Annotated in this window: 15 protein-coding genes and 3 pseudogenes; 12 read left to right on the top strand and 6 right to left on the bottom strand. The window is 74.6% G+C overall.

Annotated features, from left to right (window positions below):
* The 3 genes and pseudogenes from RKE29_RS18155 to RKE29_RS18145 all read left to right on the top strand — a co-directional run.
* Positions 1–498 (top strand): annotated as a pseudogene (locus RKE29_RS18155) (oxidoreductase); the annotation flags it as partial.
* A gap of 98 nt (positions 499–596) precedes the next feature.
* Positions 597–2,105: an FAD-dependent monooxygenase gene (locus RKE29_RS18150; protein ID WP_312006474.1), complete on the top strand. Its 1,509-nt coding sequence runs from the start codon at positions 597–599 to the stop codon at positions 2,103–2,105.
* A gap of 88 nt (positions 2,106–2,193) precedes the next feature.
* Positions 2,194–3,237 (top strand): TAXI family TRAP transporter solute-binding subunit, encoded by a 1,044-nt coding sequence (locus tag RKE29_RS18145; RefSeq protein WP_312006473.1) that lies wholly within the window; start codon positions 2,194–2,196, stop codon positions 3,235–3,237.
* Here the strand turns inward: RKE29_RS18145 and RKE29_RS18140 are convergent.
* Together RKE29_RS18140 and RKE29_RS18135 are read right to left on the bottom strand one after the other, a co-directional pair.
* On the bottom strand, positions 3,216–4,679 hold the full coding sequence (locus tag RKE29_RS18140; protein WP_312006472.1) for a HAMP domain-containing sensor histidine kinase: 1,464 nt from the start codon (positions 4,677–4,679) through the stop codon (positions 3,216–3,218). The two genes, RKE29_RS18145 and RKE29_RS18140, sit on opposite strands and share 22 nt — an antisense overlap.
* A gap of 154 nt (positions 4,680–4,833) precedes the next feature.
* Positions 4,834–5,559: pseudogene (locus tag RKE29_RS18135) on the bottom strand (response regulator transcription factor); the annotation flags it as partial.
* A gap of 372 nt (positions 5,560–5,931) precedes the next feature.
* On the opposite strand from RKE29_RS18135, the gene RKE29_RS18130 reads away from it, so the two are divergent.
* The 8 genes from RKE29_RS18130 (at position 5,932) to RKE29_RS18095 (ending at position 12,882) form a co-directional block, all read left to right on the top strand.
* The gene (locus RKE29_RS18130) at positions 5,932–6,708 is read left to right on the top strand and encodes an amino acid ABC transporter ATP-binding protein (RefSeq protein ID WP_312006471.1); all 777 of its coding nucleotides are present in this window, start codon (positions 5,932–5,934) and stop codon (positions 6,706–6,708) included.
* Positions 6,709–6,830: 122 nt separating this feature from the next.
* Positions 6,831–7,739 carry a glutamate ABC transporter substrate-binding protein gene (locus tag RKE29_RS18125; RefSeq protein WP_312006470.1) on the top strand — a complete coding sequence of 303 codons (909 nt, stop codon included), beginning with the start codon at positions 6,831–6,833 and terminating at the stop codon, positions 7,737–7,739.
* Between the two features lie 124 nt (positions 7,740–7,863).
* Entirely contained in the window at positions 7,864–8,511 is a 648-nt protein-coding gene (locus tag RKE29_RS18120; RefSeq protein ID WP_312006469.1) for an amino acid ABC transporter permease, read from the top strand.
* Positions 8,508–9,470 carry an amino acid ABC transporter permease gene (locus RKE29_RS18115; RefSeq protein WP_312006468.1) on the top strand — a complete coding sequence of 321 codons (963 nt, stop codon included), beginning with the start codon at positions 8,508–8,510 and terminating at the stop codon, positions 9,468–9,470. Before RKE29_RS18120 ends, RKE29_RS18115 begins: the two co-directional genes overlap by 4 nt.
* Positions 9,471–9,874: 404 nt before the next feature.
* A complete protein-coding gene (locus RKE29_RS18110; RefSeq protein ID WP_312006467.1) occupies positions 9,875–11,566 on the top strand; it encodes an FAD-dependent monooxygenase in 1,692 nt (563 codons plus the stop codon).
* A 116-nt stretch (positions 11,567–11,682) separates the two neighbouring features.
* A complete protein-coding gene (locus RKE29_RS18105; RefSeq protein WP_312006466.1) occupies positions 11,683–11,802 on the top strand; it encodes a putative leader peptide in 120 nt (39 codons plus the stop codon).
* A gap of 91 nt (positions 11,803–11,893) precedes the next feature.
* Positions 11,894–12,505 (top strand): cysteine dioxygenase, encoded by a 612-nt coding sequence (locus RKE29_RS18100; protein WP_312006465.1) that lies wholly within the window; start codon positions 11,894–11,896, stop codon positions 12,503–12,505.
* Positions 12,496–12,882: a rhodanese-like domain-containing protein gene (locus RKE29_RS18095; protein ID WP_312006464.1), complete on the top strand. Its 387-nt coding sequence runs from the start codon at positions 12,496–12,498 to the stop codon at positions 12,880–12,882. Before RKE29_RS18100 ends, RKE29_RS18095 begins: the two co-directional genes overlap by 10 nt.
* Before the next feature lie 120 nt (positions 12,883–13,002).
* Here RKE29_RS18095 and recX read toward each other — a convergent pair.
* The 4 genes and pseudogenes from recX to RKE29_RS18075 form a co-directional block, all read right to left on the bottom strand.
* Positions 13,003–13,719 (bottom strand): annotated as a pseudogene (gene recX, locus RKE29_RS18090) (recombination regulator RecX); the annotation flags it as partial.
* On the bottom strand, positions 13,614–14,771 hold the full coding sequence (recA, locus tag RKE29_RS18085) for a recombinase RecA (protein WP_312006463.1): 1,158 nt from the start codon (positions 14,769–14,771) through the stop codon (positions 13,614–13,616). The pseudogene recX and the gene recA, both read right to left, overlap by 106 nt.
* Before the next feature lie 201 nt (positions 14,772–14,972).
* Positions 14,973–16,118 carry an AI-2E family transporter gene (locus tag RKE29_RS18080; RefSeq protein WP_312006475.1) on the bottom strand — a complete coding sequence of 382 codons (1,146 nt, stop codon included), beginning with the start codon at positions 16,116–16,118 and terminating at the stop codon, positions 14,973–14,975.
* Between the two features lie 158 nt (positions 16,119–16,276).
* Positions 16,277–16,471, bottom strand: coding sequence for a DUF3046 domain-containing protein (locus RKE29_RS18075; RefSeq protein WP_312006462.1), 195 nt, complete (start codon positions 16,469–16,471; stop codon positions 16,277–16,279).
* 81 nt (positions 16,472–16,552) lie between these two features.
* On the opposite strand from RKE29_RS18075, the gene RKE29_RS18070 reads away from it, so the two are divergent.
* Positions 16,553–17,274: hypothetical protein (locus tag RKE29_RS18070; RefSeq protein ID WP_312006461.1), on the top strand; the 722-nt coding region annotated here is incomplete at its 3' end.

Raw genomic sequence — 17,274 nt, 5'->3', positions numbered from 1 at the left:
GTCGGCGCCCGGGTGCTGGCGAACATCCGCGCGCAGGGGCTGCTGCTGCTCGGCGGCCCGGAGGTGGAGCCGGTCCGCGCCCTGCTGGCCGAACTGCTCGCCGCCGAACCGGTCCGGGCGCGCCTGGCCGGCATGGTCACCGGCCTGGACATCCGCTACCCGGTCGGCGAGGCCTCCGGTCACCCGCTGGCGGGCGCCCGGCTGCCGCACCTGGAACTGGACACCGAGGGCGGCCCGGCCACCGCCGCGGAGCTCCTGCGGGTGGGCGGCGGGCTGCTGCTCCACCTGGCGGGCCGCCGCGACCTGCGGTGGGCCGGGCGGCTGTGGTCGGACCGGGTCGCCACCGTCGCCGTACGCCCCGGGGCGGCCGCCGCGGCCCTGGACGCCGACGCCGTCCTGGTCCGGCCGGACGGCTACGTGGCCTGGGCCGGCGGCGCCAAGGAAGCCGCGCTCGACGCGCTCAGGCGGTGGTTCGGCCCGCCCGAGCCGGGGCTGTGAGCCCGCGGCAGGCGTGAGCGGTACGGACGCCACCGCGGCAGGGAAGCGGAAAACCAGAAGAAGCAGGGCAAAAGGGAGACAGGGAGGGAGGATCACGCATGGACAGCGTGCACACCGATGTGCTGGTGATCGGCGCGGGCCCGACCGGGCTGATGCTCGCCGGCGAACTGCGGCTGGGGGGCGCCCGGGTGACGGTCCTGGAGCGCCTGGCGGAGCCGACGGGGCAGTCCCGCGGCCTGGGCTTCACCGCCCGGGCGATGGAGGTCTTCGACCAGCGCGGGCTGCTGCCGAGGTTCGGCGAGCCGCTGGAGAAGAGCCCGCTGGGCCACTTCGGCGGCGTGCGCTTCGACTACACGGTGCTGCCCGACGCCCACTTCGGGGCCCGGGGGGTGCCGCAGTTCCGGACCGAGGCCGTTCTGGAGGGCTGGGCCACGGGACTGGGCGCGGACCTGCGGCGCGGCTGGGAGGTCACCGCCCTCGCCGACGAGGGCGACGGGGTCGAGGTGGCGGCGGCCACCCCGGACGGGCCGCGGCGGCTGCGCGCGTCCTGGCTGGTGGGCTGCGACGGCGGGCAGAGTACCGTCCGGCGCCTGGCGGGCTTCGCCTTCCCCGGCACGCCCGCCACCCGCGGCATGTACCTCGCGGACGTGGTCGGCGCGGGCATACGGCCCCGCTTCCTGGGCGAGCGGCTGCCCGGGGGCATGGTCATGGCCGCTCCGCTGCGCGAGGGCGTGGACCGGATCATCGTCTGCCCGCACGGCGCCCCCGTGCGGGACCGCGCCGGGACGGTCGGCTTCGCGGAGGTGGCCGCCGCGTGGGAGCGGATCACCGGCGAGTCGCTGGCCGGACACTCCGCTGAGTGGGTCAGCTCCTTCACCGACGCCTCGCGCCAGGCCGACGCGTACCGCCGCGGCCGGGTGCTGCTCGCCGGCGACGCGGCCCACATCCACCTGCCGGCCGGCGGGCAGGGCCTGAGCACCGGCGTGCAGGACGCGGCGAACCTCGGCTGGAAGCTGGCCGCCGCCGTCCAGGGCTGGGCCCCCGCCGAACTGCTCGACACCTACCACGCCGAACGCCACCCCGTGGGCGCCCGGCTGCTGATGAACACCCGCGCGCAGAACCTGGTCTTCCTCGGCGGCGACGAGTCCGAGCCGCTGCGCGAGCTGTTCACCGAGCTGATCGCCCTCGACGACGTCAAGCGGCACCTGGCGGGCGCGGTCAGCGGACTCGACGTGGTCTACGGCATGGGCGGCGGCGCGCCGGCGTCCGGGCCGCTGTACGGGCGCCGCCTGCCGCCCCGCGAGCTGGCCGCCGAGGGCGGGATGACCACCACCGCCCGCCTGCTCCACCCCGCTCAGGGAGTGCTGCTGGACCTGGCCGGCGACCCCGGGGTACGGGCCGCCGCCGGCTGGAAGGACCGGGTGGTGCTCGCCACCGCCGAACCGGTGGAACCGGACGCGTTCGAGGGCGCCACCGCGCTCCTGGTGCGACCGGACGGCTACGTCGCCTGGTCCCGGCCCGCGGACCCCGGCCCTCGGACGGACGGCGGACCGGACGGGCTGGACGCGGCGCTGAGCCGCTGGTTCGGCGCCCCGGCGGCCGGCTGACCGGCCCGGGCGCGGCAGGGTCCGCGGCGCCTTTCCGGATCCGCGTTGCCCCTTGATAGGTCCTGCCCCGGCCGACCAGGATCGGGGCATGTCCGCCTCCTCCTCCGACCGGTCCCCCGCACCCGGCGGGCGTCCCGGCAGGCGCCCGCCCGTCGGAAGCCTCCCGCGCGGGCGCCGCGCCCTGCTCGCCGCCGTCGCGGCCGCGGCCGCCCTCGCGCTGCTGCTGTGGTGGCTGCTGCCGTTCGGCGGCCGGACGGAGTCCCCGCGGCGGGTCGTCTTCTCCACGGGCGTACGCCAGGGCGTGTACGACAGATACGGCGGCCTGCTGAAGGAGTACCTGCGCCGGGACGCGCCGGAGCTGGACGTGGAGCTGCTGGGCAGCAGGGGGTCGGTGGAGAACGTGCGGCGGGTGGCTGAGGGAAAGGCCGCGTTCGCCATCGCCGCCACCGACTCGGTCGCCGCCTACCACGGGCCGGGCGCCAGGCGGCTGCGCGCGTGCGCCCGGCTGTACGACGACTACCTGCAACTGGTGGTGCCGAAGGGCTCGCCGGTGCGCTCCGTGCGGGACCTGCGGGGCCTGCGGGTGGGCGTCGGCCAGACGGCGTCGGGCGTACGGCTGATCACCGGCCAGCTGACCGGGGCCGCGGGCCTGGCCTGGGACCGGGACTTCACCCCGGTGGGGGTCGGCATCGACCGGATGCCGGACATGCTGGAATCGGGTGAGCTGAAGGCGTTCTTCTGGTCGGGCGGGCTGCCGACGACCATCGTACGGAGCCTGGCGGACCGCTTCCCGATCCGGCTGGTGCCCCTCGGCGACCTGCTCGGCCCGCTGCACCGGCAGGGCCCGCAGGCGCGCTACTACCGGGCGGCCACGGTGCCCGCCGACGTGTACCCGCCCATAGCCCAGACCCGCGAGGTGAGCACCATCGCCGTGCCGAACCTGCTGGTCACCACCGACCGGATGGACCCCGGCCTGGTGGAGACGGTCACCCGCACGGTCATCCGGAGCCGGGACGCCATCGGCCGCCAGGTGCACGCCGCGCAGAACGTGGACCTGCGCACCGCCGTGTTCACCGACCCGCTGGAGCTGCACGCGGGCGCGGCGCGCTACTACCGGTCGGCCAAGCCGTGACCCGCGGCCCGGTCGGCCGGGCTCCGGCGCGGCACGCTGATCGTCACCCGCAGGCCGCTGGGCTCGTTGGGCGCGTACGCGATGGTGCCGCCGCCCGCCGCGAGCAGCGTCCGTGAGATGGACAGGCCCAGTCCCGACCCGGAGACGTTCTGGTGCCGTCCGCTGCGCCAGAAGCGGTCGCCGATCCGGGCCAGCTCCTCGGAGGTGAGGCCCGGGCCGCTGTCGGCGACGGTGACGGCGACCGTGTCCGCGCCCGGCTCGGCGGTGACCCGCACGCGCGCGCCCGCGGGCGTGAACTTCACGGCGTTGTCCACCACGGCGTCCAGCGCGCTGGACAGGGCCACCGGGTCGGCCCAGCCGGTGACGGCCGCGGCGCCCTCGTAGACCAGGTCGACGCCCTCCCGCTCGGCGACCGGCGCCCACGCGGCGACCCGGTCGGCGGCCAGTTCGGCGACGTCGGTGAGCCGCAGGTCGGCGGTGGCGCGCTCGGCGGTGGCCAGGCTGAGCAGGTCGTCCAGCACGCGCGCGAGGCGCTTGCCCTCGGCCCGTACCGAGGCGATCTCCTGGTGGCCCTCGGGGAGGTCGAGGGCGAGCAGCTCGATGCGCAGCAGCAGCGCGGACAGCGGGTTGCGCAGCTGGTGGGAGGCGTCGGCGACGAACGCGCGCTGCTGCTCCAGGGCGTGCTCGACGTTGTCGGCCATCTCGTTGAAGGAGCGGACCAGGTGCCGCAGCTCGGGCGGTCCCGAGGCGGCCGCGACCCTGCTGTTCATGCGCCCGGTGGCGATGCCGTGGGTGGCGGTGTCCAGGACGCGTACGGGCCGCAGCACCCAGCCGGTGAGCCGGACGGCGGCGGCCACCGCCAGCAGCATCGCGGCCGCCTCGCCCGCGGCGATCAGCAGCCAGCCGTGCAGGATGCGCGAGCGCATCGGCCCGGTGGGCGAGTCGGTGACCACCACGCCCACCACGTCGCCGTCGCGCACCACGGGGGAGGCGACGGTGAGCCTGCCGCGCTGCCAGGGCCAGACCTGGCCGGGGTCGTGGCTGCGGCGGCCGGCCAGGGCCTCGTCGAAGGCGCGCCCGGCCTCGCCCTCGCCGCCCAGGGGCGGGTTCCAGCCGTCCGGCGCGTGGGCCATGGGCCGGCCGCTGCGGTAGTAGACGCCCACCCGGATGCCGTAGAGGTCCCAGTAACGGCGCAGCTCGGAGCGCAGGGTGGTCAGCCGCTCGTCCTCCTGGTCGGCGGACTGGCCGGACTGGCCGGCGGGCGCGGCGGGCCCGGGGGTGACGTACTGGGCGAGCGCGGCGAAGCGGGCCGTGTCGTCGATCCGGTCGACGATGACCCGCTGCTGCTCGCGGCCCGCCAGGCTGCCCGCGAGCGGGAAGCCGAGCGCGAGCAGCACGCCCGCCATGAGAACGATCAGCAGCGGGAGCAGCCTGGTGCGCACGCCAGGGACCCTACGCTCTCCGGTCCGGGTCCCGGGTCCCGCCCTCCCGCGGGCTCCCGTCCTCCCCCGGACTCCCGCTCTGCCCCGGACTCCCGGTCTCCGCAGGGCTCCCGTCCGCCGGCGCGCCCCGGTCGTGCGCCGGGCCCGCGTCCGGGGCCGGCGGGACGAGGCGGTAGCCGACGCCGCGCACCGTCTCGATCAGCGCGGGCAGGCCCAGTTTGGCGCGCAGGGACGCGACGTGCACCTCCAGCGTGCGCCCGGTGCCCTCCCAGCTCGTACGCCACACCTCGCTGATGATCTGCTCGCGGCGGAAGACCACGCCGGGCCGCTGGGCGAGCAGCGCGAGCAGGTCGAACTCCTTGCGGGTCAGCGGGACGGCCGTGCCGTGGACGGCGACCTGCCGGGTGGGCAGCTCGATGGTCAGCGAGCCGAGCCGCAGCGGCGGCCGGGGGCCCTCGGCCGGCTCGGCGGCCCCCGCCGCCCGCTCCCCCGCCTCCGTGCCGCCGCCGGGCCGGCCGGTGCGGCGGCTGACGGCGTGGATACGGGCCATCAGCTCGACGGGGTCGTACGGCTTGACCACGTAGTCGTCGGCGCCGAGGTTCAGGCCGTGCACGCGGGAGCGCACGTCCGCGCGCGCGGTGACCATGATGACCGGCGTGGCGGTACGCCGCCGGATGCGGCCGCAGACCTCGAAGCCGTCCTGGTCGGGCAGGCCGAGGTCGAGCAGGACGGCGCCGAAGGGCGGCCCCGCGCCGGGCAGTAGCGCGCGCAGCGCCTCCTCGCCGCTGCGGGCGTGCGTCACGTCGAAGCCGTGCCGGGTGAGCACCGCGGACAGGGCGGCGGCGACGTGGTTGTCGTCCTCCACGAGCAGCAGTCTCAAGCGGCCTCCCTGTCGATGCCTCGTACTCGCCTCGGCGTGCCCCGGTGCGACGGCGGCCGGTCCGGGCGCGTGCGGCCCGGCGGCGGACGTGAGGCCGGTCCGGCACTAGGCATCCACACCGATCGAGGGCACGGCCGTCAAGACGCAATCCAGCCACACGGGTATTTCCGTTGTGCAGCCTGCCCGCGGCGCCGGGCCCTACGGGGTGCCGGAACCGTGGGCCGAAAGGCCCCGGCGGCCCCCGCGGGAGCCGCCGACGGCTTTCGGGATCTTTATCCGACGGTGATGCTCAATTTCAGCTCAGATGTGCTGACGCTGGTCAGAGCCGGTTACTAAGGTCCTCCCAACCGAGGAGGACGGAGCGACACGCCGATGAGCAACGTATCGGTGACCAAGGACGCCGCCCCGGCGGCGGACGCCCTGGTGGTCCTGACAGGGGTCAACAAACACTTCGGCGCGCTGCACGTGCTCCAGGACGTGGACCTCACGATCGCCCGCGGCGAGGTCGTCGTGGTGATCGGCCCGTCCGGCTCGGGCAAGTCGACGCTGTGCCGCACGGTCAACCGGCTGGAGACGATCGACTCCGGCACCATCACCATCGACGGCAGGCCCCTGCCGCAGGAGGGCCGCGAGCTGGCCCGGCTGCGGTCTGACGTGGGCATGGTCTTCCAGTCGTTCAACCTCTTCGCGCACAAGACGGTGCTGGAGAACGTGGTGCTGGGCCAGGTCAAGGTCCGCAAGGCCGACCGGAAGGAGGCCGAGCGGCGGGCCCGGGAGCTGCTGGACCGGGTGGGCGTGGGCTCGCAGGCGGACAAGTACCCGGCGCAGCTCTCCGGCGGCCAGCAGCAGCGCGTCGCCATCGCGCGGGCCCTGGCCATGGACCCGAAGGTGATGCTCTTCGACGAGCCGACCTCCGCGCTCGACCCGGAGATGATCAACGAGGTGCTGGAGGTCATGCGGCAGCTCGCCCGGGACGGCATGACCATGGTCGTCGTCACCCACGAGATGGGGTTCGCCCGCTCCGCCGCCAACCGGGTCGTCTTCATGGCCGACGGCCGGATCGTGGAGGACGCCGGGCCGGAGCAGTTCTTCAGCAACCCGCGCAGCGACCGGGCCAAGGACTTCCTGTCGAAGATCCTGCACCACTGACGTGTCCCGGACGCACGGCGCGGCCGCCCCGCGGGACGCCCGTACGGCGCGGCCGGGACACCGGGGACCACCACAGGGCCCAGCACACCAGGACCACCTAGGGATCACAGGGGACGTTCACCATGAGGATCTACAAGACGGCCGCCGCGGCGGTGGCGGTGCTCGCGCTGTCGGCGACGGCGACGGCCTGCGGCGGGGAGTCCGGCACGGCGGGCGACAAGCCCGCGGGCGGCGAGGTGTACAGCGGCACCTACCCGGTCGCCGCGAACGTGTCGCTGGACTCGCCGACCCTGAAGGCGGCCCAGAAGCGCGGGAAGATCGTCGTCGGCGCGAAGGCCGACCAGCCGTTCCTCGGCCTTGAGGACACCGACGGCAAGCGCACCGGCTTCGACATCGAGATCGCCAAGATGATCGCCGCCGACCTGGGCTTCGCGGCCGACCGGATCGAGTTCAAGACGGTCGACTCCAACGTCCGCGAGACCTCGATCTCCAAGGGCCAGGTCGACTACTTCGTCGGCACGTACACGATCAACAACGAGCGCAAGAAGCAGGTCGGCTTCGCGGGCCCGTACTACCAGGCCGGCGCGGACCTGCTGGTGCGCGCGGGCGAGAAGGACATCACCGGCCCCGAAACCCTCAAGGGCAAGAAGGTCTGCTCGATCGTCGGCTCCACCCCGCTGCGGGAGATCAAGAAGCCGAAGTACGGCGCGAAGACCACCGAGCTGAGCAAGTACTCGCTGTGCGTCAAGCAGCTGCTCGACAAGCAGGTCGACGCGGTCACCACCGACGACGCGATCCTCAAGGGCTACGCGGCCCAGCGCCCGGACAGGCTGAAGGTCGTGGGCAAGCCGTTCACCAAGGAGCCCTACGGCGTCGGCATGAACAAGGACGACAAGGCGCTGCGCGACGCCGTCACCGCCGCCCTGGAGAAGCACATCGCGAACGGCGACTACAAGAAGGCGTACGAGGGCACGCTCGGCAAGTCCGGCGCGACGTACGTCGCCCCGAAGACGCCGCTGCCGCGCTCCTGACGCGGCGCCCGCGCCGCCCGGCGCCCGCCGCCCGCCTTTGAAGCGCCGTCTCTGAAGCGCCGCGCCCGCCGCCCTGGCGGGCGCGCCGCTCCGCCGCCGTCCCGACCGCTCCCGCGGAGAACCCGTGAACGTACTCTTCGACCACCTGCCCGAGTTCCGCGACGGCTTCCTGGGAACCCTGCGGCTCACCGGGCTCAGCGCGGCGCTCGCCCTCGTCCTCGGCATCCTCATAGTGGCCTTCCGGGTCTCCCCCGTCCCGCCGCTGCGCGCCTTCGGCACCGCGTGGGTCACGCTGCTGCGCAACACCCCGCTGACCCTGCTGTTCCTCATCGCGTTCTTCGTGGTCCCGCAGGTCTTCTTCCCCGGCACCAGCCCCGAGACCCTGGCGACGCTGGCGCTGGGCTGCTACACCTCGGCGTTCGTCTGCGAGGCCGTCCGGTCCGGCATCAACACCGTGCCGCTCGGCCAGGCGGAGGCCGCCCGCAGCCTGGGCATGACCTTCTCCCAGACGCTGCGGCTGATCGTCCTGCCGCAGGCCACCCGGACCGTGCTGCCGCCGCTGAGCAGCATCTTCATCGCCCTGACCAAGAACTCGGCGATCGCGGGCGCGTTCAGCAACACCGAGCTGTTCAACGTGTCCAAGGACCTCAGCGACCGGGGCCTCGCGATCGGCTGGATCTTCCTGTGGGTGGCCCTGTGCTACCTGGTCATCACCTTCGCCATCAGCGGCCTGTTCCGGCTGCTGGAACACCGCCTGGAGGTGGCCCGATGAGCGGCAGCGTGCTCTACGACGCACCCGGCCCCAAGGCCCGGATCCGCAACCGCGTCTACTCGGTCGTCGGCGCCCTCGCCGTCGTCGGCCTGGTCGTCTTCGTCGTGCTGCGGCTGGAGTCGAAGGGCCAGTTCGACTCGGCGATGTGGGACATCTTCAACAACGCCGGGGTGCGCACCAACCTCCGCGACGGCGTGCTGACCACCCTGAAGGTCTTCGGCGTGGCCGCGGCCCTGTCGCTGGTCCTCGGCGTGCTGCTCGCCGCCGGCAGGCTCTCCGACCACCGGGCGGTGCGCTGGCTGACCACGGGGTTCGTCGAGCTGTTCCGGGCCATCCCGCTGCTGATCATCATCTACGTGCTGTGGGTGCTGTTCCTCACCTACCGGTCCGGCCTGGGCTTCGTGGGCGACCAGCCGGAGTTCTGGGCCCTGGTCGTGGGCCTGACCCTCTACAACGGCTCGGTGCAGGCGGAGGTGCTGCGGGCCGGCGTCAACGCCGTGCCCAAGGGCCAGCGCGAGGCCGCGTACGCCCTGGGGCTGCGCAAGTCGCAGGTCATGACGTCGATCCTGATGCCGCAGGCCGTGCGGGCCATGCTGCCGACGATCGTCAGCCAGCTGGTGGTGACCCTGAAGGACACCTCGCTGGGCTACGTCATCACCTACGAGGAACTGCTCTTCAAGCTCCAGCAGATGGCCGGCAACATCGTCGTCCACGGCGAGAACCCGTACGTGCCGATGATCATCGTCGGCGGCGTCATCTACGTCGCGATGTGCCTGGCCCTCTCCGCCGCCGCCAACCGGATCGAACGGCGCGGCCGCCGCACCAGGACCGGCATCGCGGTCGCCGGCGCCGCCGAGCCGGTGGCCGGGCCGCAGGCGCTCGACGCCGTCGGGCACGGCGACGACGCGCACGGCCCGCTGGGCGCCGGCCCGGTCGGACCGCCGAGCGACCGGGCCTGAGGCCGCGCGGCCGGGCATCCGGGAGGTTTCAGGGCGGTCGGCTTCAGGCGGTCGGCCCGGCGGGCCGGGTACGGCTGACGGCCGGTCACCGTCCGGCCGGGCCGCGGCGGCCGGCGGGCTCGGCGTGGCCGGCGGCACGCCGGCAGGCGCCCGTCCGGGGCAGAGGGGCGCGCCANGGGCTCGGCGTGGCCGGCGGCACGCCGGCAGGCGCCCGTCCGGGGCAGAGGGGCGCGCCAGGGGCGGTGGCGCACGTGCGCCACCGCCCCCGTGCGTGACGCCCGTCGCTTGACGCGGACACCCGCAGTGGGTTGCATACGTTCTGTGATCACCCATCCGGCTCTCCCGATCAGCTCGCGTGCGCGCCTTTCGCGCCGTACGGCCCCCAGGGCAGCGGGAGCCGCGCCGTGGACCCGGTGATCGTCGCCGGGGCGGGCCCGGTCGGCCTGGCCCTGGCCCTGGCGCTCGCCCGCCTCGACGTGCGCGTCGTCCTGCTCGACGAGGGCCCGGGCCACGAGGAGCCCCGCCTGGCCCGTACGGCCGTGCTGCGCCCGGACACCGCCGCGCTGCTGGGGCGCCTGGGCTGCCCGGCCGCCGACGCCGCGCGGCGCTGGGACGCCTGGCGCACCGTGCGGGGGCGCCGGCTCATACGGCACGTACCGCTCGCGGCCGGCGGACCGGCGTACGGGACCCGCGAGACCGACGCCGCGGGCGAGGGCGACGAGGACACCGCGCCGCCGCGCTCGCCGCTGCACCTGCCCCAGCACGACCTGACCCGCGCGCTGCGGGAGGCTCTGGCCGGTCTGGACGGCGCGGACCTGGTGCGCGTCGTCCACGACAGCCGCGTCGACACGGTCGAACAGGACCCGCGCGGGGTGAGCGTGCGCACCCGGGGCGCCCGCGGCACCTGGTGGCGCGGCAGCTACGTGGTCGGCTGCGACGGCCCCCGGTCCACCGTCCGCAAACTCCTGGGCGTGCGCTTCCCCGGGCGTACGGCCGTGGAACGGCACGCCGTCGCGGCGCTGCGCACCGAGCTGCCCTGGCCGGGCGAGGCCGTCCTGCACCGGTCGCCGCCGTGGCGGAGCGCGGACGCGGAGGTGACCGCCCGGCCGCTGCCGGACGGCGCCTGGCGGCTGGACTGGCTGCTGCCGCCGGGCCGCGACCTGATCACCCCGGAGGCGCTGCTCGCGCGGGTGCACGACACCCTCGCGGGGTGGTGCGGCGGCGACGTGCCCCCCTATGAGCTGCTGGACACCGGCGTGCACATCGCGCACCACCGGCTGGCGCGGCACTGGCGCGCCGGGCGCGCCTTCCTCGCCGGGGACGCCGCCCACCTGCTGGGCGGACTGGGCACCCAGGGGCTCGACGAGGGGCTGCGGGACGTGGCCAACCTCGCCTGGAAGCTCGCCCTGGCCTGGCACCAGGGAGCCTCCGAGGAACTGCTCGACAGCTACCAGGCCGAGCGGCGCGGCGCGGTCGGCGCCCGGCTGCGCGCCGCCGACCAGGCGCTGCCGCCGGTACGGTCGGCCGGGGGCTGGCGGGCGGTGCGGCGCTCGGTGGTGCCCGGTGCGGCACGCGGACAGGACGCGCTGCTCACCGACGGTCACCTCGGCCTGGGCCCGCTGGGCGCGGCGCCGGTCTACGCCCGCTCGCCGCTGGCGCCCGCGGCGCCGCTCGCGGGCACGGTGCGGGTGGCCACGGCGGTCGGCGCACTGGTGGCGGACGTGCCGGTCACCGCGCCCGACGGGTCGGCCGCGCGGCTGTGGGAGCGGTTGGGGCTGCGGATGCTGGTCGTACTGGTCGCGCCGGGCACGGGCGTGTGGGAGCGTCGGCACTGGCTGCGCGCCGGGCTGATGCCGGAGCTGGCGGCGACGGTGGAGGCCCTGCCGGTACGGTCCGAGCTGCTGGTCACCGAGGCGTACCCGGGTGCGGCCGCGCACACCGTGCTGGTGGTGCGGCCGGACGGGTGTCTGATGGGAGCGTTCTCGGGGGTGCGGTCCGCCGAGCTGCACGCGTGCGCGGACGCGGCCCGCGGCGGCCCGAGCGCCCGCGGCCGCGGAACGCCGTCCGTGGGCGTGGGCGCGGCGGCGGGCGGATAGCGCGGGGACCGCCGCGGCACGCGCGGGCGCCCGGTCGGCGGCGCAGCGGGGGCGACCCGCGCCGACCGGTGCTCGCCGCAGCCGCGCTGGTCCAGCCGGTGGACCTCGTTTGACCCGTGAATCAGGCGCATGCTTCACTGCGGAGCGTGACTGACACCTGCCTGCCGCGGTTCTGGCGGAGGGTCCACGTGGACCTGGTCCGCTACGCGGGCTGCGTGTGTCGCCCGTCCTGCTGATCTTCTTCACGCTGATCCCTTTCTCTCTTCTTTCGTTTCTCTTGCGCGCGCACGGTCCGCGCTCCTTCAGCGATCACTCAGGACGGTTTCTGTGCCCGACGTCTCCGCACCCGGCGTCCGTACCTCTCCCTCCGCGTCCCCCGGCGCTGTACCTCCCGGCGCGGTCTCTCCCGGCGCGGCCTCCCCGGGCACCGCCTCGTCCGCGTCCGGCGCGCCCGGGGAGGCCGAACTGCTGGACTTCGCCCTCCGCACCGCCGCCGACCGCGACCTCGTCGCCTCCCTGCCCCTCGACCCGGAGGGACGCACCTGGCTGCGCGTCGAGGGCCCGCAGGGCAGCGAGGCGTGGCTGATCGGCTGGCCGCCCGGCGCCGGTACCGGCTGGCACGACCACGGCGGGTCGCACGGCGCGTTCGTCACGGCGGGCGGCGAGCTGTACGAGCAGTCGCTCGCCGTCCGCCTGCCCACCGAGGGCTGGAAGACCCTCGAACTGGCCGACGGAGTGGACCGGGAGCGGCGGCTGACGGCCGGACGGGGGCGGGCCTTCGGACCGCACCACGTCCACGAGGTGATCAACCCGTCGCTGGAGCGGCACGCGGTGTCCGTGCATGCCTACTACCCGCCGCTGCCGCTGATGCGGCGCTACAGCCGCACCGGTCAGGTGCTGCGCCTGGAGCAGGTGGAACGGCCCGAGGAGTGGATGTGACGAAGAGTGTGGACGAACTGCTGGCCGAGGCCCGCACCGGCCTGGACCGGCTCGGCCCGCGGGAGGCGGCGGCGGCCCGGGACGCGGGCGGCCTGCTGGTGGACATCCGGTACGCCGCGCTGCGGGAGCGGGACGGCACCATACCCGGCGCGCTGATCGTGGAGCGCAACGAACTGGAGTGGCGCCTCGACCCGCAGTGCGACTACCGGCTGCCGGAGGCCACCGGCCACGGCCTGCGGATCGTGGTGCTGTGCAACGAGGGCTACGCGTCGAGCTTCGCGGCGGTCTCCCTCCGGCAGCTGGGCCTGTCCCGGGCGACGGACCTGATAGGCGGCTTCCAGGCGTGGCGGGCGGCGGGCCTGCCGGTCGTGCGCTGAGCCCCGGTCAGCCGCCCGCCGGTCCACCCCCGCGCAGCACGCCGTCACGCGTCAAGGCGGCACGCGTCAAGACGTCGGGGTCACGGCGGCGGCACGCGGCACGCCGCCGCACGTCAGGCGTCACGCCTCCGAGGCGTACCGGTCCAGCAGCTCCAGGTCCCCTCCCTCCGCTCCCTCCTCCTCCAGTGCCTCCGCCAGGGCCTGGCGCACCACTCGCAGGGCCACGCTCTCGGGGTAGCCCTTGCGCGCCAGCATTCCGGCGAGGCGGCGCAGCCGCTTCGCGGGGTCGAGCCCGCGTGTGGCCCGGAGCCTGCGCTCCACCAGCTCCCGGGCGGTCCGCTCCTCCTGCTCGGGGTCGAGCCGCGCCACCGCCTCGTCGACCAGCGCGGACTCCACGCCCTTGGTGCGCAGCTCGCGTGCGAGCGCGCGGCGCGCCAGGCCCCGGCCGTGGTGGCGCGACTCCACCCAGGCGCCGGCGAACGCGGCGTCGTCGATCAGCCCCACGTCCTCGAACCGCGCCAGCACCGCCTCGGCGGCCTCGGCCGGGACGCCGTGCCCGCGCAGCGCCTCGGCGAGCTGCCGACGGGTGCGCGGAGTCCCGGAGAGCAGGCGCAGGCAGATCTCCCGCGCCCGCTCCTCCGGGCCCCGCACCGGCCCCTGCCCGGCCCTCGACGGGGAGGGGACGACTTCGGCCGGAGGGTCGCCGCGCTCCGGCCAGTCGGTGCGCCGTGTCACGAATCGGCTCGTGCCACGGCGGTCTTCGCCGCCTTGGCGCCCGACTTCGCCGCCGCGGCGGACACCGCCTTCACCGGCACGGCGGGCACGGACTTCACCGGCGCGGCGGCGGCCGGACCGGCGGCGTCGGCGCCGGGCTCGGTGGCCGGCGCCTCGGCCCGCACGCCGATGCCCAGCTTCTCCTTGATCTTCTTCTCGATCTCGTCGGCGAGGTCGGGGTTGTCCTTGAGGAAGTTGCGCGCGTTCTCCTTGCCCTGGCCGAGCTGGTCGCCCTCGTAGGTGTACCAGGCGCCGGACTTGCGGATGAAGCCGTGCTCGACGCCCATGTCGATCAGGCCGCCCTCCCGGCTGATGCCCTGGCCGTAGAGGATGTCGAACTCGGCCTGCTTGAAAGGCGGGGCGACCTTGTTCTTGACGACCTTGACGCGGGTGCGGTTGCCGACCGCCTCGGTGCCGTCCTTCAGGGTCTCGATGCGGCGGATGTCCAGCCGCACCGAGGCGTAGAACTTCAGCGCCCGGCCACCGGTCGTGGTCTCCGGGGACCCGAACATCACGCCGACCTTCTCGCGGAGCTGGTTGATGAAGATCGCGGTGGTCTTGGACTGGTTCAGCGCGCCTGTGATCTTGCGGAGCGCCTGGCTCATCAGACGGGCCTGGAGGCCCACGTGGGAGTCGCCCATCTCGCCCTCGATCTCCGCTCGCGGCACCAGCGCGGCGACGGAGTCGATGACGATGAGGTCGAGGGCGCCGGAGCGCACCAGCATGTCGGTGATCTCCAGGGCCTGCTCGCCGTTGTCCGGCTGGGACAGGATCAGGCCGTCGGTGTCCACGCCCAGCTTCTGCGCGTAGTCCGGGTCGAGGGCGTGCTCGGCGTCCACGAAGGCGACCACGCCGCCGGCCCGCTGGGCGTTGGCCACCGCGTGCAGGGTCAGAGTCGTCTTGCCGCTCGACTCCGGCCCGTACACCTCCACCACGCGGCCGCGCGGCAGGCCGCCGACGCCGAGGGCGACGTCGAGGGCGGTCGAACCGGTGGGGATGATCTCGATGGGCTCGTTCGGCCGCTCCCCCATGCGCATCACGGCGCCCTTGCCGAATTGCCGTTCAATCTGCGCGAGCGCGGCGTCGAGCGCCTTCTCTCGGTCCGTTCCTGCCATGGGTTCCACCCGGTTCGCTTGAGTCGATCGCTTCACGTCCACGACGCTAGCGCCTGGCACTGACAACGGGCCCGGACCACCGCGACCTGTGGATAACTCGGCCCGCCTCGGCCCGGATCGGCCACGCCACCCCATGAGAATGGATGTTCGATTTTTGTGTCAACCGGCCCGGCCGTACCGGGTGCGGCCGGGCCCGCCGGGTCAGCCCCGCTGCCGCCGCAGCGCGCCGCGCAGCCGCCCGCGCATCGCCCTGCCGCGCGACGGCCGCCGCGGCCGCCCGTCGATGCGCGGGTCGTCCGTGACGTCGTACCGCCTGACGTACGCGCTGAGGAACGCCTGGAGCGTCGCCGTGGCCGGGATGGCGATCAGCGCACCCACCGCGCCGAGCAGCGCGGTGCCCGCTATCACCGATCCGAAGGCGACGGCGGGGTGGATGTCCACCGTCTTGGCGGTGATGCGCGGCTGGAGCAGGTAGTTCTCGAACTGCTGGTAGACCACGACGAATCCGAGGACCCACACCGCGTACCAGGGTTCGACGGTGAACGCGATCAGCATCGGCAGCGCACCCGCCAGGTACGTGCCGATAGTGGGGATGAACTGGGAGACCAGGCCCACCCACACGGCGAGCGCCGGGGCGTAGGGCACGCCCAGGACCTCCAGCAGGATGTAGTGCGCGATGCCGGATATCAGCGCCATCAGTCCGCGCGAGTAGAGGTAGCCGCCGGTCTTGGCGACCGCGATCTCCCAGGCGCGCAGCACCTCGGCCTGCCGGGCCGGGGGCAGCACGGAGCACAGGGCGCGGCGCAGCCGGGGGCCGTCGGCGGCGAAATAGAAGGCGAAGAGGGTCACGGTGAGGACCTGGAACAGCCCGCTGAGGACCTGTGCGGACACGTCCAGCACGTTGTTGGCGCTGTTCTCGACGTACTTCCGCAGCCAGGCCGAGTGCAGCAGGCTGTCCTGGATCTGGACGCGCGACAGTTCGGTGTGGAACGTGCTGTTCACCCACCGGATCACCTTGTCGAGGTACTTCGGGAAGTCGTCGACCATGGTGACGATCTGGTCGGCGAGCATCGAGCCGAGGAGGGTGAAGAACCCGGCGACGGAGACGAGGATCCCGAGGAAGACCAGACCGGTGGCCGCCCCCCTGCGCATGCCCCGCGCGGCCATCCGGGCCACGGCGGGCTCGACGGCCAGCGCGAGGAAGAACGCGATCAGGATGTCGAGGAAGAGCCCGGTGAGCTGGTCGAAGGCCCAGGTGGCGAGCCTGAAGCAGGCCACCAGGGCGAGCGCGAGCACCATGGCGCGCGGCAGCCAGCGCGGCATGCGGTCGCCGGGCACGGCCCAGATGGGACGCGGGGGTTCGGGGGCGGGCGGCGGGACGGTGCCCGCGGCGGGCAGGGGGCTGTCCGGGAGACGGTCTTCGGTGGCCACGGGGCAAGTGTGGCGTACGCACAACGCCACGATCCGGCCACCCCGGTGTCACCGGGACGGCGGGCCCGCGTCATTCAGCGCTTGTCGGCGGGGATCTCCAGTGCGGCGCACACCGCGCGCCACACGTCCTTGGCCTCCCAGCCCGCGTCGAGCGCCTGGTGCACCGTACGGCCGCCGAGCTCCGACATCACGTGGTCGCGTGCGAAGGAGTCGGCGTACCCCTCGCCGAAGTAGTCCCTCATCCGCTGCCAGAAGACCGTCAACCGCATGAGACCAGTATCGCGCTCCTAAAGAGTGCAGCCGGGCCGGACCGCGGGTCCCCGCGGGGGGCCGCGCCCTACGGTCGGGCCATGGACCGAACCGCAAGCCCACCCGCCGCTGCGCCCGCGACCACTCCTCTGGCCCGCGCCGGGCAGTTCGTCTGGCTGACCGCCCGGGTGCTGGAACAGCGAAGATTCGCCTACCACTTCCTGGGCGGCGGCGCCGACGCGGTGGAGACCGCGCTGACCGCCTACCTCGGCGACGACGGCGGCTACGGCCATGCCTTGGAGCCGGACCTGCGCGGTCCGGTGAGCCAGCCGCTGCACACGGCGCACGCGCTGCGCGTGCTGGACGGGGTCGGCCGGTGCGGCGGGCAGCGGGTGGAGCGCGTGTGCCGCTACCTGACGGAGGTGTCCACTCCCGACGGCGCGCTGCCGGCCGTCCTCCCCGTCCCGCGCGGGTGTCCCGCGGCTCCCTGGATCCCGGTCCCGGCCGCCGGCGGCACACAGGGCGCGCTGGTGACCACCGGTCCCGTGGTGGGCCTGCTGCACCGCAACCAGGTCTGGCACGCCTGGCTGTTCCGGGCCACGGACTTCTGCTGGGCGGCGGTCGCCGCGCTGACGGACGGCCGGGCGGCCGCCGCCTCGCACGAGGTGTCCGCGGCGGTCGCCTTCCTCGACGGCGTGCCGGACCGGGCGCGCGCGGAGGCGGCGGCGCAGCGGCTCGGCCGGGTCGTACGGGAGCGGCGGCTGGTGTCGCTCGACCCGGCGCCGGCGGCGGCCTGCCCGCCGCCCGCGCGGGGCGCCGGCCA

Source organism: Streptomyces sp. B1866, from assembly GCF_031932565.1.
In the GTDB taxonomy this organism is placed as follows: domain Bacteria; phylum Actinomycetota; class Actinomycetes; order Streptomycetales; family Streptomycetaceae; genus Streptomyces.
The sequence above is the reverse complement of the archived record's forward strand: the minus strand, read 5'-3'. Positions and strand labels throughout refer to the sequence as shown.

Bases quoted from the DNA above. Each gene is read 5' to 3' on its own strand.
- RKE29_RS18115 (WP_312006468.1), top strand. From the start codon at position 8,508: ATGAGCGGCAGCGTGCTCTACGACGCACCCGGCCCCAAGGCCCGGATC.
- RKE29_RS18075 (WP_312006462.1), bottom strand. From the start codon at position 16,471: ATGCGGTTGACGGTCTTCTGGCAGCGGATGAGGGACTACTTCGGCGAG.
- RKE29_RS18145 (WP_312006473.1), top strand. From the start codon at position 2,194: ATGTCCGCCTCCTCCTCCGACCGGTCCCCCGCACCCGGCGGGCGTCCC.
- RKE29_RS18130 (WP_312006471.1), top strand. From the start codon at position 5,932: ATGAGCAACGTATCGGTGACCAAGGACGCCGCCCCGGCGGCGGACGCC.
- recA (WP_312006463.1), bottom strand. From the start codon at position 14,771: ATGGCAGGAACGGACCGAGAGAAGGCGCTCGACGCCGCGCTCGCGCAG.
- RKE29_RS18150 (WP_312006474.1), top strand. From the start codon at position 597: ATGGACAGCGTGCACACCGATGTGCTGGTGATCGGCGCGGGCCCGACC.
- RKE29_RS18125 (WP_312006470.1), top strand. From the start codon at position 6,831: ATGAGGATCTACAAGACGGCCGCCGCGGCGGTGGCGGTGCTCGCGCTG.